At 62.6% G+C, this 21239-nt stretch carries 20 protein-coding genes and 1 riboswitch; of the genes, 8 read left to right on the forward strand and 12 right to left on the reverse strand.

What is annotated here, in order from left to right; translation table 11 throughout:
* The first annotated feature begins 2 nt into the window (after positions 1 to 2).
* On the forward strand, positions 3 to 599 hold the full coding sequence (locus J2Y41_RS11830; protein ID WP_309928584.1) for a hypothetical protein: 597 nt from the start codon (positions 3 to 5) through the stop codon (positions 597 to 599).
* Here the strand turns inward: J2Y41_RS11830 and J2Y41_RS11835 are convergent.
* A complete protein-coding gene (locus tag J2Y41_RS11835) occupies positions 596 to 1810 on the reverse strand; it encodes a glutamate--cysteine ligase (protein ID WP_309928585.1) in 1215 nt (404 codons plus the stop codon). The two genes, J2Y41_RS11830 and J2Y41_RS11835, sit on opposite strands and share 4 nt — an antisense overlap.
* Before the next feature lie 108 nt (positions 1811 to 1918).
* Positions 1919 to 3442 (reverse strand): UDP-N-acetylglucosamine 1-carboxyvinyltransferase, encoded by a 1524-nt coding sequence (locus J2Y41_RS11840; protein WP_224165534.1) that lies wholly within the window; start codon positions 3440 to 3442, stop codon positions 1919 to 1921.
* 203 nt (positions 3443 to 3645) lie between these two features.
* Between J2Y41_RS11840 and J2Y41_RS11845 the strand changes: the two genes are divergently transcribed.
* Together J2Y41_RS11845 and J2Y41_RS11850 are read left to right on the forward strand one after the other, a co-directional pair.
* A complete protein-coding gene (locus J2Y41_RS11845) occupies positions 3646 to 5778 on the forward strand; it encodes a penicillin acylase family protein (RefSeq protein WP_309928586.1) in 2133 nt (710 codons plus the stop codon).
* Positions 5779 to 5846: 68 nt separating this feature from the next.
* Positions 5847 to 6440: a GNAT family N-acetyltransferase gene (locus tag J2Y41_RS11850; protein ID WP_309928587.1), complete on the forward strand. Its 594-nt coding sequence runs from the start codon at positions 5847 to 5849 to the stop codon at positions 6438 to 6440.
* Here J2Y41_RS11850 and J2Y41_RS11855 read toward each other — a convergent pair.
* The 3 genes from J2Y41_RS11855 to J2Y41_RS11865 are packed head-to-tail and all read right to left on the reverse strand — an operon-like array spanning position 6437 to position 9446.
* Complete coding sequence (locus tag J2Y41_RS11855) at positions 6437 to 7231, reverse strand: energy-coupling factor transporter transmembrane protein EcfT (protein WP_224165536.1); 795 nt, start codon at positions 7229 to 7231, stop codon at positions 6437 to 6439. The genes J2Y41_RS11850 and J2Y41_RS11855 overlap by 4 nt on opposite strands.
* The gene (locus tag J2Y41_RS11860; protein ID WP_309928588.1) at positions 7228 to 8826 is read right to left on the reverse strand and encodes an ABC transporter ATP-binding protein; all 1599 of its coding nucleotides are present in this window, start codon (positions 8824 to 8826) and stop codon (positions 7228 to 7230) included. Before J2Y41_RS11860 ends, J2Y41_RS11855 begins: the two co-directional genes overlap by 4 nt.
* On the reverse strand, positions 8826 to 9446 hold the full coding sequence (locus J2Y41_RS11865; protein WP_224089324.1) for an ECF transporter S component: 621 nt from the start codon (positions 9444 to 9446) through the stop codon (positions 8826 to 8828). Before J2Y41_RS11865 ends, J2Y41_RS11860 begins: the two co-directional genes overlap by 1 nt.
* A gap of 79 nt (positions 9447 to 9525) precedes the next feature.
* A riboswitch (TPP riboswitch) is annotated at positions 9526 to 9662 on the reverse strand.
* 203 nt (positions 9663 to 9865) lie between these two features.
* Between J2Y41_RS11865 and J2Y41_RS11870 the strand changes: the two genes are divergently transcribed.
* Both J2Y41_RS11870 and J2Y41_RS11875 read left to right on the forward strand, forming a co-directional pair.
* On the forward strand, positions 9866 to 10543 hold the full coding sequence (locus tag J2Y41_RS11870; protein ID WP_224089325.1) for an NUDIX hydrolase: 678 nt from the start codon (positions 9866 to 9868) through the stop codon (positions 10541 to 10543).
* A gap of 36 nt (positions 10544 to 10579) precedes the next feature.
* Positions 10580 to 10840, forward strand: a complete 261-nt coding sequence (locus tag J2Y41_RS11875) for a DUF4235 domain-containing protein (RefSeq protein WP_224089327.1) — start codon at positions 10580 to 10582, stop codon at positions 10838 to 10840.
* Positions 10841 to 10904: 64 nt separating this feature from the next.
* Here J2Y41_RS11875 and mnhG read toward each other — a convergent pair whose 3' ends face one another.
* The 6 genes from mnhG to J2Y41_RS11905 are packed head-to-tail and all read right to left on the reverse strand — an operon-like array spanning position 10905 to position 17186.
* Positions 10905 to 11294 carry a monovalent cation/H(+) antiporter subunit G gene (mnhG, locus tag J2Y41_RS11880; protein ID WP_309928590.1) on the reverse strand — a complete coding sequence of 130 codons (390 nt, stop codon included), beginning with the start codon at positions 11292 to 11294 and terminating at the stop codon, positions 10905 to 10907.
* The gene (locus J2Y41_RS11885) at positions 11284 to 11562 is read right to left on the reverse strand and encodes a monovalent cation/H+ antiporter complex subunit F (RefSeq protein ID WP_224089332.1); all 279 of its coding nucleotides are present in this window, start codon (positions 11560 to 11562) and stop codon (positions 11284 to 11286) included. The genes mnhG and J2Y41_RS11885 overlap by 11 nt, the downstream gene beginning before the upstream one ends.
* Positions 11559 to 12125: a Na+/H+ antiporter subunit E gene (locus J2Y41_RS11890; RefSeq protein WP_224089333.1), complete on the reverse strand. Its 567-nt coding sequence runs from the start codon at positions 12123 to 12125 to the stop codon at positions 11559 to 11561. The genes J2Y41_RS11885 and J2Y41_RS11890 overlap by 4 nt, the downstream gene beginning before the upstream one ends.
* Positions 12122 to 13690: a Na+/H+ antiporter subunit D gene (locus J2Y41_RS11895; RefSeq protein ID WP_224089335.1), complete on the reverse strand. Its 1569-nt coding sequence runs from the start codon at positions 13688 to 13690 to the stop codon at positions 12122 to 12124. Before J2Y41_RS11895 ends, J2Y41_RS11890 begins: the two co-directional genes overlap by 4 nt.
* The gene (locus tag J2Y41_RS11900; RefSeq protein WP_309928591.1) at positions 13687 to 14187 is read right to left on the reverse strand and encodes a Na(+)/H(+) antiporter subunit C; all 501 of its coding nucleotides are present in this window, start codon (positions 14185 to 14187) and stop codon (positions 13687 to 13689) included. The genes J2Y41_RS11895 and J2Y41_RS11900 overlap by 4 nt, the downstream gene beginning before the upstream one ends.
* Entirely contained in the window at positions 14184 to 17186 is a 3003-nt protein-coding gene (locus J2Y41_RS11905) for a Na+/H+ antiporter subunit A (protein ID WP_309928592.1), read from the reverse strand. Before J2Y41_RS11905 ends, J2Y41_RS11900 begins: the two co-directional genes overlap by 4 nt.
* A 216-nt stretch (positions 17187 to 17402) precedes the next feature.
* Here J2Y41_RS11905 and J2Y41_RS11910 point away from each other — a divergent pair, with 216 nt between their 5' ends.
* The 3 genes from J2Y41_RS11910 to J2Y41_RS11920 all read left to right on the forward strand — a co-directional run bounded on the left by J2Y41_RS11910 (position 17403) and on the right by J2Y41_RS11920 (position 20560).
* Positions 17403 to 18806 (forward strand): MFS transporter, encoded by a 1404-nt coding sequence (locus tag J2Y41_RS11910; RefSeq protein WP_309928593.1) that lies wholly within the window; start codon positions 17403 to 17405, stop codon positions 18804 to 18806.
* A gap of 65 nt (positions 18807 to 18871) precedes the next feature.
* Positions 18872 to 19354 (forward strand): cation:proton antiporter regulatory subunit, encoded by a 483-nt coding sequence (locus tag J2Y41_RS11915; protein ID WP_309928594.1) that lies wholly within the window; start codon positions 18872 to 18874, stop codon positions 19352 to 19354.
* Positions 19355 to 19360: 6 nt separating this feature from the next.
* The gene (locus J2Y41_RS11920; protein WP_309928595.1) at positions 19361 to 20560 is read left to right on the forward strand and encodes a cation:proton antiporter; all 1200 of its coding nucleotides are present in this window, start codon (positions 19361 to 19363) and stop codon (positions 20558 to 20560) included.
* A 59-nt stretch (positions 20561 to 20619) separates the two neighbouring features.
* On the opposite strand, the gene dcd is transcribed toward J2Y41_RS11920, so the two are convergent.
* Positions 20620 to 21195, reverse strand: a complete 576-nt coding sequence (dcd, locus tag J2Y41_RS11925; protein ID WP_216927188.1) for a dCTP deaminase — start codon at positions 21193 to 21195, stop codon at positions 20620 to 20622.
* Positions 21196 to 21239: the final 44 nt, after the last annotated feature.

Consider the following 21239-nt stretch of genomic DNA (forward strand, 5'->3'; position numbering starts at 1 on the left):
CCATGAGCGGGAACCACCCCCATCGCCGTGCCGGAGCAGTCATCGTTGCCGGTACGGCGGTGTGGTTTGCAGGGATCTCGCCTGTATCGCGTGTCTACATCACCCCCGATGCCGCTGAACGTCTCCGTATGCTTGAGGCCGGCCAGCGTGGCTGGGTGATCGGCCAGCACCTCGCTGCTGCTGGAACAGTCGCGGTGCCGGTGGGATACGCAGCCTTTGCCCGTCGTCTTCCGCACGGACAGGCGAAGCGTTGGGCTGTTGCAGCCGCCGCAGCTTTAGTGGCAGGTGCTCCGCTCTTTGTCTCCAGTTTGTCCCGCCGGGCCGCTGATCTGGAACGCTTTGCCTACGGCCGTGGATCGAATGCGCCGTTCCTTGCCTATTCCGGGCTCCACGTTCTTGCCCTGGCTGCGCTCGGTGGAAGCCTTCTTTCCTTGCCCACCAAACGGTGGATCGGAATCACGGCCGCAGCCAGCGCGCCCATCTACGGCGCCATCCTTGTGGCGAAGAAGGACATCCCGCCGTTCGTGTTCTACCTCGTCGAGGGTTTGGCGGGGGCTTACCTGATGACATGGGACGGGACTGACTCCGCAGTAGCCTAAGGCCTGCGGACCCTCGTCAGGATGGGCGCCGTCAGGTTGGGGGCCGGGTCCTTGCGTGCATCCGCGGCAGCACCACGAATCGTCGCCTTCACCGCATGCCCAACCACCGCCCCCAAGGCCTCCCTGCTCGGCGGACTCCCTGGCGGATTCCGGGCGTCACGTTGCCGGTTGTTGAAACGCTCTGCTGCTTCGCGTTGCTCCCGGGCCCCGTTCCCGCGCTCAAGAACGTCCGCGATTCCGGCCTTCACCAGCTCCAGTTCACCTTGGTCATCCAGGACAGGGCTCAGGTAATCCACCAAAGCCCAGACCACGTCCGCTGCCGGCTGGGGACGGAAGTCGCCAAAGTCCAGGAGGTCTCCCCGAAGTCCGGAATTGCTCGCTTGCCAACTCGCCATCCGGAGCAGGGCAGTCGGAACCGAGGCGGGCTCAACGCCGTCGAGCATTTCAAGGGAAGCAGTCTCAACCAATGCCCTCACAAGCACCGCAACCAAGGCTGCGTCCTCCGAACGGAGGCAGACGTCAGCCACCCTGACTTCCACAGTGGGATGGTTGCGGGAGATGCGGGCGTCGAAGTAGATCATGCCCTCATCAAGGAGAACCCCGGTGTCCAGGAGGCGTTGGACCATGCGCCGGTAGGCTGTCAACGAGCCAAAAACGGCAGAAGGCCCGGACGTTGGCCACCGGTTCCAGGCCTGGATCCGATAGCTCTCGAAACCCGTGGGCAACCCACGCCAGTAGGGGGAATTGGCGCTGATGGCTGTCAAGACAGCAAGTTTGTCGCGGATGTGGTCCAGGACCACCACGCCCTCTTCAGGTGACTCCACTGCGGTGTGCACATGGAAACCGCAGGTCAGTTGCTCGTGGGCCGTCAACCCGAAGCGCTCAAGCATCACGGCGAAGCGGGGATCCGGGGTGGTATGGGTGTTCTTGGCCAGTGGCGAGGTGGCAATCGCAGCCACCCGGGCGTTGTGCTTCCTGGCGGCGTCATCGGCCATGGCACGTCCACGCCGGATCTGCTGGAGGAGCTCGGTGTAGGTATGGCACGGCCGGGTCTGGGTTTCGATCTGCTCCAGCTTCAGTTCGTGGCTGAGCCCCATCCCGGTTTCAAGCGCCACTTCCGGCCCTGCGAGCAGGGCATCCGCGAGGGCCAGGGGCTCGCCCGTCACAGGATCGACGATGAGTAGCTCTTCCTCCACCCCGAAAGTCCGCATGGCACCAGTGTGCATCATGCGGCATCCGGGTTACAGCAACGCGGGGTCACTTACGGCCCATGTCAGGGCCTTACGTGGGCTCTAAGTGACCCCGCGTTGCAGGAGTGCCTAGTCCTGGAAGTACTCCACCTTGGCGCCAATGGTGTTCAGTCGCTCGGCCAGGTCCTCGTAGCCGCGTTCAATCACGTAAATGTTGCGAAGCTCGGACGTTCCACGGGCAGCCAACATGGCCAGGAGCAGGCACGCTGCCGGACGCAGGGCCGGCGGGCAGCCGATCTCCGCGGCGCGCCACTTGGTGGGTCCGTTGACGTAGATCCGGTGCGGGTCCAGGAGCTGTACCTGGGCGCCCAGCTTGTTGAGCTCCGTCAGATAGATGGCGCGGTTCTCGTAGACCCAGTCGTGGATCATCGTCTGGCCCTCGGCATTGCCTGCAATCACTGCGAAGAAGGGCAGGTTGTCGATGTTGAGCCCCGGGAACGGCATGGGGTGGATCTTGTCCTGTGGCGCGTGGAGCTCAGAAGGCTTGGTGGTGACATCCACCAAACGAGTCCTGCCGTTGCGGGCCGTGTATTCACCCGAGATTTCCAGCTTCTGGCCCATTTGTTCCAGGGTGGCGAGCTCGATTTCCATGAATTCGATGGGAACCCGGCGGATGGTGACCTCGGAGTTCGTGACGATGCCTGCGGTGATGAGGCTCATGGCTTCGATGGGATCCTCGGACGGGAAGTATTCGATCTCCACGTCTATGGCTGACCTCCCCGTGATCTTCAAAGTCGTGGTACCGACGCCCTCGATGGTCACGCCCAAGCCCTGCAGGTAGAAGCAAAGATCCTGGACCATGTAATTAGGGCTCGCGTTGCGGATCACGGTGGTGCCCTCGCGGTGCGCGGCAGCCATGATCGCGTTCTCGGTGACGGTGTCGCCACGTTCGGAGAGGACGAAGGAACGGTCATGCCCATCGGCAGGGGGTGCCACCACGGAGTAGAAGCCGGACTTTGCCCCCACCGTCAGCCCGAACTGGCGCAATGCCTGCATGTGGGGTTCAACGGTGCGCGTGCCGAGGTCGCATCCACCGGCATAGGGAAGCAGGTACTCGGCGGTCTCGTCCAGGAGGGGGCCGAGCAGCATGATGACGCTGCGGGTGCGTCGGGCTGCTTCCACATCCATCGACTCAAGGTCAAGCACTTCGGGCCTGCGGATACGGAGGTCGCTGCCGTTGAGCCAGGTGCATTCGACGCCGATGGACGTCAGCACCTCAACGATCCGGTTGACTTCCTCAATGCGGGCCAAGCGACGCAGCGTGGTGGTGCCGCGGTTGATCAGGCTTGCACAAAGCAGCGCCACCCCGGCATTCTTGCTGCTGTTGACATCCACTTCGCCGGACAGCGTGTGGCCGCCCTCCACCCGGAGGTGAGTCATCTGCGGCTTGCCTACTTTGACGATGGAACGGCCGAAGATGGCCTCCAGCCGCTCGATCATTCTGAGGCTGAGATTCTGTTTGCCCTGCTCCATTCGGGCGATAGCGCTCTGGCTGGTTCCCAGCTCGGAAGCCAACTGCCCCTGCGTCCAGCCCTTTTCGCTTCGCGCGTCGCGGAGCAGGAGGCCTACATTTTCGGCGGTAGGTTGCGTCATACTCAAGAAATATCACAAGTGAGTTAGAACTGCTGAACAAATCGCCGATTCAGCGGCAAACATCACACGGTACCCGCATAGTGCGATAACTAAGCCTCAAAATCAGCTTCTTCATGAAAAGCCCCACGATTTGAGAACCGGTCCAAAGCAACCTATCTTGAACTTAAGTAAGCCTAACCTAAGCTGGAAAGCGGTCTGAGAGAATGACGCCCCCGACGCAAAACCCCGCCCCGCCGAACGGCTCCGGGGTTTACCACGATCACTGGGGAATCCCCCATCTGTGGGCCGGGTCCGCGGACGAACTCGCCTTCCTGCAGGGCATGAACGCAGCAACGGATCGATCATGGCAGATTGAGCTGGAGCGCTGGCGCTCGGAGGGCCGCATGGCTGAAGTTCTGGGCCCCGATGTGGTGGTATGGGATCGTTTTGCCCGGCAGTCCCGGCTGAACGAGACTGCCCGCCGTTGTTTCAACGGGCTGGATCCCGCAACCCAACGATGGGTTGGCCAGTATGTTGCAGGCGTCAACCACGCGCTGGCCAACAATCTGCGCGGCGGGCCCGAATTTGACGGTTCCGGCAGCGCACCCGAACCGTGGAACCCTTGGACGCCGCTAGGGGTGTTCCTGGTGCATCACATTCTGTTCTCCACGTTCCCCAACAAACTTTTCCGCGCCCACGTGGGCAGGACGCTGGGCCACGATGCCATCAGCTTGTTCAGCATCGAAGCCCCGGTCTGGTCCGGCAGCAACGCGTGGGCGGTCCACGGCTCAATGACCGCGAGCGGACTCCCCCTGATCGCCGGCGACCCACACCGCCTCATGGAACTGCCCGGGGTGTACCAGCAGGTTCGGCTTGCGTGCCCGGAGTTCGACGCAGTCGGCTTCGCGTTTCCCGGCGTCCCCGGGCTGCCGCATTTTGGCCACACCGGAAAGACCGCCTGGGCCGTCACAAACGCCATGGCCGACTACCAGGATCTCTTCGAAGAGCAGTTGCGCCGTGTCCCCGTCCCGGAGGTGGGCGGCGAGCGCATCGAGGCGCACGGCCCGCGAGGCTGGGAACCCGCCGTCGTAAGTAGCGAAACCATCCACATCCGTCATGGCGACTCTGTAGGCACAGAGACAGTGGAGATCATCGAGACCGCCCGCGGTCCGGTGATCTCGGAAACGCCCGACGGCGCCGCGTTGAGTTTGCGTTTCCCGGCGCAGGTTGAGGGGCGGCTCGGTTTCGAAGCCCTCCTGCCGCTGCTGAGAGGCGGGAGTGTGGGCGACGTCGAAGCAGCTTTCGATTCATGGGTGGAACCGGTCAACAGCGTCGTGACTGCTGATGCTGCTGGAGCGGTACGGCATTTCGTGGCTGGATTGGTTCCCCAACGAAATCCGGCCAACCGCCGGTTGCCTGCTCCGGCGTTGTCGGCACGGCATGCCTGGGACGGCGATTACATTGTCCTGCCCCGCACGGAGGTCCAACGGTTTGCAGTCAGCGCGAACGATCGTGCTGCAGGCGGCGGCGATGCCGTAGCGATGGAGTTCGCCCCCGCCCATAGGGCTCTGCGGATCCGGGAGCTTCTGGAGGAGGTGCATGGTGAACTGACCGTGGACCACATGCAATCCATCCATATGGATTCCTTGCTCGGTCCATGGCCCATGTTTCGGGAGGTGCTGGGCAACCTCGACCCGGCAGATATGTCCAGGGAGGCCAAGGCACTGCGAACGCTGCTGCTCGAATGGGACGGGACAATGGCGGCCGGCAGCCACACTGCAGCCGTTTTCGCGTCATGGCGGGGCGCCTTGGTTCAGCGCATAGCCCGTCATCCCGCGCTGGCGGCTCTGGCTGAACCTACCGGGTACTCCCCTCTGTTCGGGCCCTGGCTGTCGGTCGCTTCACGCATAGGTTTCGCCCTGGAAACCCTGCTGGTTAGAGCCTCGCAGCTTGGTATCGATATGGCTGTGGAGGCCGCGGCCGCACTCGAGGATGCAGCCTTGGAAGACTCCTTGCTGGACGGTGCCGTATGGGGCGATCGGCATAAGCTCCTGGCGGTCCACGTTCTCCCAGGCGACCTCGCCGCTTCGGCACCAACCGCAGAGCTAAGCGGAGATACCGGATGCGTACTCTGCACCGAAAGCCTCCCTGGTGTGGACGACCGCAGTTTCCGCGGACCCGTGGCCCGCTATGTCTGGGACCTGTCCGATCGCAGCAACAGCCGTTGGATTGTGCCATTCGGCGCTGCTGGACGGCCGGAGCACGCACATTTTGCGGACCAGATGCCGCTCTGGGCCTCAGGAAAGATGATCCCTGTGGTCACGGACTGGAGCGAGCTCAGTCATGACCAGCCCTAAGACGCCCCCTAATACGCACGAACCAAGCCCAGCAGCCCAGCCCAGCCCAGCCCAGCCCAAAGGAAATCATGACCACAAGCACCCGGGACTTCGCTGTCCGGACCACGATCTACACCGAAGAACTCCACGGATGGGGCGTACTGCGGATCGTCCCGTTGGTTCCCGCCGAAGACCTTGACCTCATTCATGGTTGGGTCAGCCAGCCTCGTGCCAGGTTCTGGGGCATGCTGGAGCGTTCGCGCGATGACGTCCTGGAGATCTACGGGTTCCTTGACTCCTTGGACACTCACCATGCCTTTTTGGTGGTGGTCGATGGCGAGCCGTTGGCGCTCTTCCAGACTTATGAACCGTTACACGATCCGGTAGGCGAGGCTTACCCGGCGCGGGAGGAGGACATCGGAATGCATTTGCTGCTGGCGCCTGCAAGGCGTCCGATTCCCAACTTCACACCACGTCTCGTCACGTCCCTCATCCGATACATGTTTTCCCTGCCCGGCAAGGACCGGATCATTGTTGAGCCGGACGCCCGCAACGCAAAGGCAGTTCGCCGCCTCGAGACCACGTGTTTCGAGCTTGGCCCCGTCATCCAGCTGGCTGAAAAGGAAGCCCAGTTGGGGTTCCTCACCCGGGCAAGGTTCGAGAAGATCCAACGGAAGAGCTAACGCCAGACGAAACTCCACGTTCCAGCGCCGACGGCCGCCAGTACAGCAGCGGCAGCGATGACGAGGCCGCCCAGGAGGACCCAGACATCCAGGAGGGAGTAAGTGGATTCCCGGGCCCACGTTCTCTGCCCGCCACCGAAACCACGCGCCTCCATGGTGATGGCCAGCCGGGAAGCCCGACGCACTGCCTGGACCAGCAGCCCGAAGCTCTGTCCAAGCGTTGCCTTGAGCCGTTGCAGCGGACTGCCCTGCGAACCCACTCCGCGGGCCCGCCTGGCCATGCCGATGGTCTGCCATTCCTCAGCCATCAATCCCACCAGGCGCATCGCGGCCAGCGAGCCAAGGACAAAGCGGTGTGGCAGTCTTGCCTTTTGTGCCAGCGCGTCGGCCAGGTCGGTGGGGTCGGTGCAGGTCATCAGCAGGATCGCTGGCAGCGCAATCGCCAAGCCGCGCAGCATGAAACCCAGCCCCAGCTGGAGGGAACCTTCGCTGATGGACCAGAGTCCGACGTCGAGCAGTACGGCCCCGCTGTCAGCCGCCACGATTGCGGTGCTCCAGCCACCTATCGCTGCAGCGATGATGAGCGGCCAGGCCCGCTGCCATAGAAGCCCCAGCGTGAGGCCAGCCAACGGGAACAGGGCCAGCTCGGCGACGAGGGCCGTTGAAGCGGACACCCAGTCGATCGACAATGCCAGCACCAGCGAAATGAGGAACACGGACACGAACTTAACCAAGGGGTTGGCGCGCGTAAGGAGGGCGTGGTTGCCGCGCAGGTTCAGGGCGTCCCTCATGCAGCACCGGCTTCCTGGCGGGCTGCTTCGCTGTGCGGGTCCGGAACTTGCGGCGTAGCTGGATCCAGCCGGAGCTCGGTGCCGCCCAGGACCGCGCTGAATTCTTCGTCGTGCGTCACGGACACAACGGCTGTTCCAGCATCGAGCAGTTCAGAGAGGAAGGATGCCAGTTCGGCCCAGGTGTTGGCGTCCTGGCCGAACGTGGGCTCGTCCAGCACCAGCACCTTAGGGTGGGCCGCAAGGACCGTGGCCACGGACAACCTGCGCTTCTCGCCGCCGGACAACGTGTAAGGATTCGCGTCCACCAAATGCGTGAGCCGCAAACGCTCCAGCAATTCATCCACGCGTTCTTCGCCGTGGCCCAGATGCTTTGGTCCGAACATCAGCTCGTCCAGAACCTTGCCCGTCACAAACTGGTGCTCCGGTTCCTGGAACACGGTGCCAATGCGGGAAATCAGCTGATCCGCCTTCCACTTGAACGGGTCGATTCCAGCTCCCTCGGAAAGCTCGACGGCGGCACTCACCTTGCCGTCAACCGGCGCCAGAAGGCCGGCCAATGTGAGCGCAAAAGTAGATTTGCCTGCACCGTTCGGACCCGTGATGGTCAGTGCCTGGCCAGCCCGTACTTGTGCACTGATATCCGATTGCACGGGGACGGGCGGGATGGTCTTGAAACGGCGGCGGCGGGACTTCCCACGGGAAACAGCCAGGTCCTGTGCGACGAGGAGGAGCTGGTGCGTGGATTCATGGCCGCCCAACTCCTGACTTGTGCTCCTGCGGGCGCGGGTCGTCGGAACGTATCCGGGCACCCACACTCCCGCTGCCATCAGCATGGTGCGGGCCTCTGTGAGCACCCGATCCGGGGGGCCGTCCAGGAGCACACCGCCCCCGGCCGAGGGTGGCTGGAGGACCACGATCCTGTCCACCAGGTCCTTCCACACGGACACACGGTGTTCCACGACAACCAAAGTGGCACCGGTCTTGTCCAGGCAGCGCTGCACGGCGTCCCGAACCTCAAGCACGCCCACCGGATCCAGGTTCGCCGTAGGTTCGTCCAGGAGGATCAGCCCGGGCCGCATCGCGAGGATGCCAGCCAACGCAAGTCGCTGCTTCTGCCCGCCGGACAGGGCCGCCGTCGGGTGATCCAGTGCCAAGCCGCCGCCTGCAGCTGTGCGCAACCCGACGTCGTCGAGCGCTTCATGGACGCGCGCCCAAATTTCTTCCCGGGGAACGGCCAGGTTTTCGGCGCCAAACGCGACATCGTCACCCACCTGGGAGAGCACTACCTGGGTTTCCGGATCCTGCTGCATCAGACCTGCGCGTCCGCGCTGTTCGCGGGGAGCAACGCCGTCGATCAGCAGCGAGCCGGTCTCGTCGGAATCATCCTCCTCATCACCCAGCACACCGGCGAGGGCGTGGAGCAGTGTCGATTTTCCTGCGCCCGATGGACCCAGCAAGAGCACACGCTCGCCGGGCCCGATCCGGAGATCGAGGTCCTGGATGGCGGGTGTGGAACGCCCGGCATGCCGCCATCCCCACCCTTGGGCGGTAATGGCGGCAGGCCGCACCTGGCCGCTGCTTTGCGTGGCAGGCATTAGTTGAAGACGGGCTCCGAAGCAGCCTTCCGCGACGCGAAGGAGCTCAGTACACCGGTCTTGGCCAGCCCGCGGGTGGCAACCCAGGACAGCGCGCCCGCGATGATCGCACCGGAGAGCGTGGTGAAGGCGATGTAAGCCAGCTTGTCGATTGCTTCGTAGGCGATGTTCCAGCCCCAAGGCAGGAAGGAATCGTTGAGACCGCAGAAGAGGCCCGAGCCGGCACCTGCGAGGAGTGCAGCGGAGAGGTCGAACTTCTTGTACCGGAACGCAGCGAAGACGAGTTCCGCGCCCAGTCCCTGGAGGACGCCGGAGATGAGGACGGTGGTGCCGTACTGGGAACCCATGATGAGTTCGCCGGTGGCGGCGACGGCTTCGCAGAACAGGGCTGCGCCCGGCTTGCGGATGATGAGCATGCCCAGGACGGCCGGGATCATCCAGCCACCGGCGATCAAACCGGTGAGCGGCGGATACGTGGCGTTCATGGGAATGGATACGATTGCGGCGCCCTGGGACCAGGCCCAAAAAATCACGCCGCCGGCGATGGCAATCAAAGCTGCCACCACGATGTCTACAACACGCCAGTTATAACTGGTTTTCTTCACGCTTGCCGTGGTCATTTTTTCTGCCTCCTGAGGTACAGGAGGGGAAAGTGCTCCCCGGAAACCCCCGGCCGGCCTGCGCCGCCCGGATCCGGACACTCTGAGAAGCTCGACTCCCTTGCGCCGGTACTAACCGGATCAGGTTCGAGGGTCTGCGGCTGTCCGCACTCTCAGCGCCCTCGCGTCACCTGCATCTCTGCAAGGTCCGACGGCGGCGCTCCCCTGTCGTTATTAATCTGCCCTTATGGGCGTGGTTCAGTTTACACCTGTGGGTGTTCGTGGGCTCCTCGGACTAGTCACAAAGCGGTTGGCTCCCCTTCTCCTGCGTTGCGGGGCCGGCTCTGCGCCCCATTCTCCGGTCTTAGCACGCACACCAGCCCGACAACAGGACCTGAGACAATGATGCAGCAGGAATCGACGCGGCAAAGGGGTAATTCATGACGGACCTTCCCATTACGGACATGCCAGTTCCCCAACCCCGCCTTGCCGCGAGCGTCATCCTGCTCCGCGACGCCCCGGGCGGGCTTGAGGCCTTCGTCCAGCACAGGGTTGCCACCATGGACTTCGCCGCCGGCATGGTGGTCTTTCCGGGCGGCCGGGTTGATGCCGCTGACCAGGATGGATGGGATTACCCTGTCCGGCTGCTGGAACAGCACGCTGCAGACTGGCATCTGAGTTCCATCGCCGTCGATCCTGTACAGGCCCCGGCAAAGTCAGGCATGCTGCTCACCGCTGCCCTGCGGGAAGTTTGGGAGGAGGCCGGACTTCGCCTTGACGCCTCAGACCTTCGCCCTTGGGCAAACTGGGTCACGCCCACGGACATGCCCAAGCGCTTCGACACGTACTTCTATGTAGCCAAGCCTGCTCCGGAAGCAGCACCCCAGCACCAAACTACTGAAGCGTGGCAATCACTCTGGATGCCGGTGGACGGGATCCTGGCGGCCGAGGCGGCCGGTAAATTGCAGCTGATGCCGCCCACGTATTACCTGCTCAAGGAAATTTCCGGGCTCGGAACCGTGGATGCCGTTTGGGAAGCCGATCACGATGTTGTTCCTGTCCTGGCACCACGCGGTTCCATGGCGGCTTTCCTCAAGGAACGCGAAAACCGCCGCTAGTCCCAACCCGCCTGCATGTGAGGCTAGGCTGGGGGCATGAACCTCTTTTTCAAGCTGCTGGGTGCCGGAGTAAGCCTTGCAGCCGGATTCGTCGGCACCAAGTTGGTCAACAAGGGCTGGGAAAAGGCCACCGGCAACAAGCCGCCCACGGGCCACGACGATATGGAAACGAGCCTCCGGTCAGCCTTGTCCTTCGCGCTGATTTCGGCCTTCGTCAGCACGCTCATCCAGGTTTTCGCGAGCCGTGGCACCCAGCGTGCCATCGCCCGCTTCGCAAAGACGCACGACATCGTCTAGGCCGGGCACAGCCATCCCGTTGTCTTAAGTCCGGGGTGGAACCCTAAGGATCCGCAGTGGAACCCTAAGGATCCGGGGTGGAACCGTTGCCGGCTGCCCTTTGGACAACCGCTTCAAGCTCATCCTTGGTGAGCAGTTCGCGGTGCCCATGTTTGGTTCGGTAGGCGGAGCGGCCCACCATGTGTGCGGAGACCGGTGCGGTCAGCAATTGGAATATCCAGGCCACCACGAGAACCGGCCAAACCCACCATGTGCGCATTTGCAGACCCATGGCTGCAAGCATCAGGAAAAGACCCAGGACTTGCGGCTTCGTTGCCGCGTGCATTCGGCTCATGAGGTCGGGGAACCGCAGGAGGCCAATTGCTGCGCCAAGCGACATCAGGGCACCCACCACAAGAAACATGGCCGTCACCGCGTCGATTACGGCATCCACGCCAGTAGGTTCAGGAGTCATTGCTCTGATCCCTCCGATCCGCGACAAACCGGGCAAACGTTACGGAGCCTACAAAGCCGATCACGGCGAGAGCCACGAGCAACACCAGGTTGTTCAGGTGCCGGTTCATCGCCATATCGATCGCCAGCGCGGCTCCAAGAATGGCCAGCAGGACATCCGATGCCAAAACGCGGTCCAGCAAGGAGGGGCCAATGGCGATGCGGATGATCGCTCCCACCGCAGCCAGGCTCAGGATGACAGCAGTCACCAGCAGAACGAGTTCTTTCACAGAGCTGCCCCCTCCATGCCGGGGGTTGCTTCATCCTGGAGAGCGTCGAGTTCCTCACGCGTCCCCATGATCCGGATCAATGTGGCCTCGATCTTCTGGACTTCCTGACGGATCCTGGCGATTCCGGCTTCCTCATAAATATTGAGTGCATGAAGGTACAGGGTGGACGTCGAGCGGTCCACTTCCACCACCAGCGAGCCCGGGATCAGCGAAATAACATGCCCGGTTGCCGTCACTATGAGGTCCGAATGGCTGCGCAACGGAACAGCGACGACGGCGCTACGCACCTTTGGCCCCTTCACTACGGCCAGGTAGAGGACCAGGAAGCTCGCTGCCACCACTTTGCCCAGGAATACCAGGGCGAACGAAAGGGCGCGGAGAACATTGAACCTGCCACTGAGCTCCACCGGCGGAAGGTAGAAGAACTTGGCCACGAGCACGGCGATGAGCGCACCGAACAGCAGGTTGCCCGGGCTGAAATCCCGCCACAAGGCGCCCCAGACGATGACCAGCCATACCAGCAGCGGGAGTTCAGTGCGAAAGGAGATTGGTTTTCGGCTCATTTGGCAGCCCCTGGCTGACCCACGGCTGGCACCTGTGCGGAGTCCCCCAGGACTGAATGGATGTAGGCAGTGCGGTCCAACATTATTTCCGCCGAGCCGTCGGCGAGGTGGAAGAGTGGGCCCGCAAAGACTGTGAGGGCAACACCGAAGGCCACAAGGCCCGCAGTGGACCCCACCATTGTCCGGGGAAGTACCCCTACCTTGCCTGGGGTCTGAAGGACGGGGTCCGGGTACTCGGCGTCCTCGGGCTTTCGCCAAAATGCCCTGTTCCAAACACGGGCAATTGCCAACAAGGTGAGGAGGCTGGTGACGACGCCGCCTACTACCAAAACGATGGCCAGCGGCGTACCCAGTTGCACGCCCGCTTGGAGGAGCCCGAGCTTGCCCAGGAAACCCGAGAATGGCGGGATGCCCGCAAGGTTCATTGCCGGGACGAAGAACAACAGGGCAAGGAGTGGCGAGAGCTTGGCCAGGCCGCCCAAGCGGTCAATGGACGACGATCCGCCCCGCCGCTCAATCAAGCCAGTGACCAGGAACAGGCTGGTCTGCACGGTGATGTGGTGCGCCACGTAGAACACGGCCGCGCCAAGGCCCGTGACGGAGGACATCGCCAGGCCGAACACCATGTAGCCGATATGGCTGACCAACGTGAAGGACAGGAGACGTTTGATGTCGCTCTGCGCCAAGGCGCCCAGGATGCCCACCACCATTGTCAGCAGCGCCACCACCATTAGGGGCACGTTGAGGGTATCGCCGGGGAAGAGGAGTGTCTCGGTGCGGACCATGGCATAAACACCCACCTTGGTCAGCAAACCGGCAAACACGGCTGTCACAGGGGCCGGAGCGGTTGGATAGGAGTCGGGAAGCCAGAACGACAGCGGGAACACGGCCGCCTTGATCCCGAACGCCACCAGCAGCATCACGTGCAGCAGGTTCTGGGTTCCTTGATCCAGCTCCGCCAGCTTGATGGCAAGGTCCGCCATGGTGATGGTCCCGGTAGCTCCGTAAATCATGGCGATGGCGATGAGGAACAGGACCGAGGAAACCACGGACACCACCACGTATGTGACGCCGGCACGGATTCGCGGCCCCGTCCCGCCAAGCGTCATGAGCACGTAGCTTGCCGTTAGCAGGATTTCGAAACCCACGTAGAGGTTGAAAAGGTCACCTGTCAGGAAGGCATTGGACACGCCCGCCACCAGGATCAGGTAGGTGGGGTGGAAGATCGAGACGGGCGCTTCCTGGTCGCCGTCGGCCATGCCCTGGCCGGTGGCGTAGATCAGGACGGCGAGGCTTACCACGGTGGAAACCACCAGCATGAGCGAGGAGAACTGATCCACCACCAACACCACGCCCCACGGCGGCAGCCAACCACCCAGCGTGACGGATGTGGTGCCTCCCTCCCACACGGATGCCAGGAGCAGGCATTCGAGCAGGAGTGTCGCGCTGAGGATCACAATGCTGACTACCCGCTGCGCAGCCGTGTGCCGGATCAGCACGAACGCGAGGGCAGCGCCGAGGATCGGAAGGAGGACAGCCAGTGGCGACAGGTTTGCGAGATTCACGCGCTGCTTCCTTCCCGGGTGGATGCCGTTTTGGGTGTTTCCGTCGCCTCTGGATGCAGCCGTTCCTCGGCCGTGGACGCTGTCACTACGAACTCTGATGTTTCCAACGGGACAATGGCGTCGTCTTCCGCGTCGAAGCTCGGAGTCCGGGCCACGCGGCGGTCTTCGATGTCATCCTGGATTTCGTCTTGCCGTGCCAGGGCCCACGTGCGGTAGATGATGCCAAGCATGAAGGCAGTAACGGCAAATGATATGACGATTGATGTGAGGATCAACGCCTGCGGCAGGGGGTCGTTGTACTCATTGGAGGCTGTTTCCTTATCGAACAAAGGAGCCAGGCCGGCGTACCCACCTGTACTGAGGATCAGCAGGTTGGTGGCGTTCGCAAGCAGCATCAAGCCAAGCAGGACGCGCGTCAGGCTCCGCTCCAAAATCAGGTAAATGCCGCAGGCATACAGCACACCCATGACGATCAGGAGGGTCAGGTTGATGCTCATGGGTTGCCCTTCCCGGAAGCGGCAGTTTCAGCAGGCGCAGGCTCGGCGACCCTGGTCTTTCCGGCCTTCGCCCCCTTCTCTTCAAAATGTTCGTCGATCTCGGCGCCCAGGCTGCGCAGAACGTCGAGCACCAAGCCCACCACTACGATGTAGACGCCGATGTCGAAGATCGTGGACGTGACGAACTTGACGTCTCCGAAGACGGGCAGCCAAAACTCGATGATCGCGCTCTGGAACACCTGTCCGCCGAGGAGGAGAGGCACGAAACCGGACGCTGCCGCCGTCGCAAGTCCCGTCCCCAACAGCGTGCCGGCACTCACTGTCGCCGCCTCGCTCAACTCGAAGCGTCCCCCGGCAAGGTAGCGGATGGTGAGGGCGAGGCCTGCGGTTAAGCCGCCTGCGAAGCCACCCCCGGGCAGGTTGTGGCCCGCAAGGAGAAGATAGATGGAGAAGACGATCATCGAGTGGAAAATCAGCCTGGTGACCACTTCGAAGATGATGGACCTCCGCTCAGGGGCAAGCGTCCTGCCTGCAACGAGCCAGGCATCCCGCGTCACGTCCGTGAACTTCCTCGCCACAGCCAGCCGGGCGCCGTCGCGGGAGTCACGGTCGACGCCGGTGCGCCGCCCCACGCTGCCTTCCGGCACGGCCTCCGAGGTTTTGATGCGATCGCCGCGGCTGCGCACGAAGATCAGGCTTGCAACGCCCGTAGCGGCCACGGCCAGGACCGAAATTTCGCCGAAGGTGTCCCATGCGCGGATGTCCACCAGGGTTACGTTGACCACGTTCAGGCCACCGCCGCCTTCGTAGGCCAGGCGCGGGAATTCAAGGGAGACAGGCGTGGCAACACGAGTACCCATGGCGTAGATGGCAACGAAAATCATGGTGATGCCGAAGGCGGCACCTACGATCACGCGGATCACCCGGAGGCGGCCACCCGTCCGGTCCCGCAGCTCGGCGGGCAGGCTGCGCATAGCCAAAACGAAGGCCACCAACACGATGGTCTCCACCAGCATCTGGGTCAGTGCGAGATCAGGCGCACCTTGCAGGGCAAACATGAGCGCGATGCCGTAACCAGTAACCGAGACCATGAGTACTGCCAGGAAGCGCTTGTTGGCGCGGACAGCAGCCAAGGCGCCCACCACGATGCCCACACCCGCGATCAACTGCAACGGAGAGTTCGGGTCGATGAAATAGACGCCGTCGGGCAACGGTTTGTTGTTCAGGAGCAGAGCCGCGAGTGGCACTGCGAAGGCAACCGTGAGGATGACCGTCAGATAGAAATACAGTGAACCACGCTGGGTGCGGCCCGTGACCCACACGGCGACGTCGTCCAAGGCGCCAATGGTGTGTTGGTAGGCGCGGTCGCCATCCACCCAATCGGGAACCAGGCTTTGCACCCGTGAAACGACGTTGCGGCCATAGAACATCGCGGCACCGGCCACAAAGGTGATCGCGGTGAGGCCCAAAGCGGGAGTGAGCCCGTGCCACAAAGCCAGATGTCCGGCGTCGACGGCTTCCTCTCCGCCCGCGAACAGCGCTGCGTAAGGCTGGATCCAACTATCGACCGGTGCGGGCCACACCCCATACACAATCGTGAGGAAACTCAGCAGCGCCGGCGCGGCCAGGAAGGCGGGCTTGATGGCTTTAAATGGTGTGCGCTCTATGCCCGGCTTAGTGGCAAAGGCACCCCACATGAAGCGGGCGCTGTAGGCGAAAGTGAGGATTGAACCGATCACGAGCCCAACGAGGATCCAGATGCCCCAGGCGGGCGCGTCCTGGCCATTTCCATAGTGCACGAAGGCTTCAAAGACGGACTCCTTGGCCACGAAACCCGCAAGCGGCGGCACCCCCGCCATGGAGGCGGCCGCGATCGCGGCAACAACCCCGAGGGCACGCGAGGAGCGGAAGACACCGGAGAGTTTCCGGATATCGCGTGTCCCGGACTGGTGGTCGATGATGCCGACCACCAGGAACAGCGCGGCTTTGAACAGGCCATGTGCCAGCAGAAGCCCAAGCCCGGCAAGGGCGGCGTCAGGTCTGCCCAGGCCCACCACCATGGTGAGGAAGCCCAGTTGGCTCACCGTGCCGTAGGCCAGGATGAGCTTGATATCGGTCTGGCGCAGGGCCCTGTAGCCGCCAATCAACATGGTGGCCAGCCCGAGGCCCAGAACCATCGGGAGCCAGAACTGCGATTCCGCGAAACCCGGTGCCAGGCGCGCCACGATGTAAATACCGGCCTTCACCATGGCTGCGGCATGCAGGTAGGCGCTCACTGGCGTTGGAGCCGCCATGGCACCGGGAAGCCAGAAGTGGAAGGGCACCAGCGCCGATTTGGTCACGGCACCCACGAGGATGAGAACGACGGCGGCCCCCACCATGCCACTTGTGCTGCCGTTAACGAGCGTCCCGGCCTGGCCAAGGATTGTGGAGATCCGGTAGGTTCCTGCGGCCTGGCCCAGAATGATGAGCCCCACCAGCATCGCCAGGCCGCCCGCCGTAGTAACCATCAGGGCCTGCAGGGCAGAACGCCGTGCAGCCAGGCGGGTGCGGGCATAACCGATGAGCAGGTAGGACAAGACCGTGGTGAGCTCCCAGAAGATGAACATCATCAGGAGGTCGTCCGATGTCACCAAGCCGAACATGGCACCGGCAAAAGCCAGGAGCTGGGCGCCGAACCCACCGAGCCCAGGGTCCTTGTTCTTGAAGTACCGGGCGCAATAGACCAGCACCAGGGAGCCCACACCGAGGATGAGCAGTGACATGACCCAGGCGAGCGCATCCATCCTGAACGCGAACTCGAGCTTGAGGTTCGGAATCCAAGGGAATACTTCTTCTATGCCCGCGCCGGAATATACGGGAGCGTACTGGAGGACCAGCCAGAGGAAGGCCAACCCGGGAACCGCTGCCAGGACATAGAAGGCGTTCCGACCAAGTTTGCTGAAGATCAAGGGCGCCACAGTTGCCGCTACAAAGGTGATGGCGAGAACTGTGATCACTGTTTTCTCCGCAAAGTCAGAAACGAATTGTCAAAAGTTGGAGCAGGCGGTCATACGTTGGGTTCGGTTGGACCAGTTTATCAAGGGGCCCGGACAGTTTTCGGCCGGAGCCGATGGGCCCTGCGGATGAATTTTTCTGCGTTATCCACATAGCGGTATCCACATAGCGGTCTGTCATCTGCCCGTCGCTGTCAGAGTCCCGATAGCATTCAGGCTATGAACGCGGCCGCAGTTCCCGAAGCCTCCCACCCAGCATCCGAGCTTGCCTCCGGACCTGCTTCCTCCAAGAAGGGCCAAATCCTTGCCTGGGCTTCCTGGGACTGGGGCTCCGCTGCCTTTAACGCCATCATGACCACGTTCGTGTTCACGGTGTACCTGACCTCGTCTGCCTTCGGCGGCGAGGACGCTGCCTCTGCCGCACTTGGTGCTGCTTTGGCCGTCGCGGGCCTGGCCATCGCGTTGCTGGCACCCGTGACAGGCCAACGTTCGGATGCCGGCGGCCGGCGCAAGCTCTGGCTCGGAGTCAACACTGCGGCCACAGCCGTCCTCACGGCCCTGTGCTTCTTTGTGTTCCCGCAGCCAGGATTCCTCCTGCTGGGTGTCTGCCTGATTGCGCTTGCCAACATTTTCTTTGAGTTCGCCGGTGTGAATTACAACGCCATGCTGGCCCAGATCTCCACCCCCAAAAACATCGGCAAGGTCAGCGGCTTTGGTTGGGGCATGGGATACCTCGGTGGGATCGTGGCATTGTTGCTGGTCCTGCAACTGTTCGTCCAGCCGTCTTTCGAATGGTTCGGTGCATCCACTGAAGAATCCCTGAACATCCGGCTTGTGGCCATTTTCTCGGCCCTGTGGTTCTTCATTTTCGCCCTGCCCGTGCTGTTTGCCGTTCCTGAAGTTTCCGTGAAGAAGGACACTGCGTCCTTGGGCTTCGTAGCGTCCTACCGGCTGCTGCTCAGGCGCATCGTGGCCATCTATCGCACCAGTCCCCACACCATTTATTTCCTGCTGTCCAGCGCGATCTTCCGCGACGGCCTTGCTGCAGTCTTCACGTTCGGCGGGGTGATCGCGGCCGGGACCTTTGGTTTCGAACTTAAGGAAGTTATCTTCTTCGCGATTTTCGGCAACGTCGTGGCAGCGGTGGGCGCCATCATCGGGGGCTTCCTTGACGACAAGATCGGACCCAAGGCAGTCATCGTGCTTTCCCTGGTGGGTCTGCTGATCGCGGGCACGTTCATCCTGGTGCTTGGCAACGGAAACTACGTGTTCTTTGGAAACAGCTGGCCTGCCGCCAATACGTTCTGGATCTTCGGCCTGCTGCTGTGCCTTTTTGTTGGCCCAGCCCAGTCTTCGTCAAGGGCGTTCCTGGCCAGGCTTGCCCCCGATGGCGAGTCGGGAGAACTCTTCGGGCTCTACGCCACCACGGGCCGGGCTGTCAGCTTCCTGGCTCCCACCCTCTTCACCCTGTGCATCACAATTGCCGCTCCGATTGTTGAAGAAGGTGGAGCCCAGCGATGGGGCATCCTCGGCATTATGGTTGTCCTGCTTGCCGGCCTCCTGGTGATCCTGCCAGTGAAGCCGCCCGGCAAGACGCAAATCGCCGTGGTACCGGATCACTGACTTCACTGCAACAGCTGAGCGCGAACGCCGTACCAGTGCAGATCCAACAGAGTTAGGGTGGAGATATGAACGTGGATGAGACTGAACTCCCGGGCCTTGGGGTCCGTAAGGATTTCGTCACGGCCTCGGGCCGTCGCATCGGTGTCGTGGAGCTTCGAGAAGGCGAGACCGAGCTCTTCGTGTCCACATGGGATGACCCGGATACGTGCCAGGCTTCCATTCCCCTCACGGCCGATGAAGCCGCAACCCTGGGCAATCTCCTCGGCGGGCAGCACATTGCCATGCGCCTGGCAGAGGCCCACCGTGAGATACCTGGCATCGTGACCCGCCAGTTCTCCATCACGCCTGACTCCCCGTTCGTGAACCAGCCCATGGGCAAAGCCCAGATCCGAACCCGCAGTGGTGTTTCGATCGTCGCGATCATGCGTGAAGGGGAGGTCGTCCCCTCGCCTGCACCCGACGTCGTACTTCACACGGGTGATTTGCTCGTTGCGGTTGGCACCCAGGAAGGCCTCGACTCGGCGGCCGATATCCTCCGCAACGGCTGACCCGCCATGGATCCGCTCGCACTAGCCCTCGTTGAACTGGGGGCCGTCGTCTTCTGCCTCGGTCTCCTTGCTCGGCTAGCGGGCCGGATTGGCATGTCTCCCATTCCGCTTTACCTGGTGGGTGGCTTGGCCTTCGGTGCGGGCGGCTTCGTCAAATTGGATGGTATGCATGAATTCGCCCATCTTTCAGGCGAAATCGGGGTCATCCTGCTGCTGTTGATGCTCGGCTTGGAATACACCGCATCTGAACTCGTCACCGGACTCAGACGTTCGTGGAAGGCCGGTGTCCTGGACTTTGTCCTGAATTTCCTTCCCGGCGCCGGGATTGCCGTTCTTCTGGGCTGGGGTCTCGTGGGCGCCATCGTGATGGGTGGCGTTACCTATATATCGTCCTCAGGAATCGCGGCGAAGGTCATCACGGACCTCGGCCGCATCGGTAACCGCGAAACTCCAGTAGTGCTTTCCATCCTCGTTTTCGAGGACCTCGCCATGGCCATCTACCTACCCATTCTCACTGCCATCCTGGCCGGTGTCGGGTTCCTGGGTGGGCTGCAGACGGTGGGCATCGCGCTGGCTGTCGTCACGGTGGTCCTGATGATCGCGCTCAAACACGGGCACCGCGTCTCCCAAGCCGTTCACAGCGAGAATTCGGAAGTGTTCCTCCTGAACGTGCTCGGCCTGGCGCTCCTGGTGGCCGGTGTCGCCTCCGCCCTCCAGGTCTCAGCTGCCGTGGGTGCCTTCATGCTCGGCATCGCCATCTCCGGCGCCACGGCCCACAATGCGACCCGCATCCTTGAACCACTCCGGGACTTGTTTGCGGCAATCTTCTTCGTTGCCTTTGGCCTCAACACGGACCCTACATCCATCCCACCGGTCCTGGGCTGGGCGTTGCTGCTCGCCCTGCTGACAACGGCCACCAAAATGTTCACCGGATTCTGGGCCGCCAAACGGGCGGGCATTGCAATGCCGGGCCGCTTCCGTGCGGGAGCGGCCCTGATTGCGCGTGGTGAATTCTCCATCGTCATTGCTGGCCTGGCCGTGGCCTCGGGAGCCGTGCCGGAGGAGGTGGCAGCCCTGGCCACGGCTTATGTCCTCATCATGGCCATCACGGGTCCGCTGGCCGCTCGCTTCGTGGAGCCTGTGGTCAAGGCACTGCGCAGGAGCCCCCGCACACCGCCGCGGGCTGCCGAGCGCGCCGCTGCCTGACCGTCAGGGCTTGACGGTCAGCGCCTGACGGTCAGCGCCTGACGCCCGTCCGGTTCCGGCTAGATGGCCGTCCGGTGGAAATTCTGGTGGCTGCGGCTGGCGGTGGGTCCGCGCTGGCCTTGGTAGCGGTTACCGTACTCACCGGAACCGTAGGGGTGTTCCGCTGAGGACGTCAGGCGGAAGAAGCACAACTGGCCGATCTTCATGCCTGGCCACAGCTTGATTGGCAGCGTCGCGACATTGGAAAGTTCCAGCGTGACGTGCCCGGAGAAGCCCGGATCGATGAAGCCTGCGGTGGAGTGCGTCAACAAACCGAGCCGGCCGAGGGACGATTTACCCTCAAGGCGCGCAGCGATGTCGTCGGGCAGGCTCACTGTCTCGTACGTTGAGCCCAGTACGAATTCACCCGGGTGCAGGATGAAAGGCTCATTGCCTTCCACTTCCACCAGCCGGGTCAGCTCGGGCTGCTCCTCGGCGGGGTCGATGTGGGCATATTTGTGGTTGTCGAAGAGCCGGAAAAACCGGTCAATCCGTACGTCCACGGAAGACGGCTGAACCATCGCGGGATCGTACGGTTCAAGGACAATCCGTTGGGAGTCTATTTCGGCACGAATATCGCGGTCAGAGATCAGCACAGCATCAAAAATACCCCATGCATTGTCCGGGCCGCCCCATGGGA

Source organism: Arthrobacter sp. 1088 (assembly GCF_031455315.1).
Taxonomy (GTDB): Bacteria; Actinomycetota; Actinomycetes; order Actinomycetales; family Micrococcaceae; genus Arthrobacter.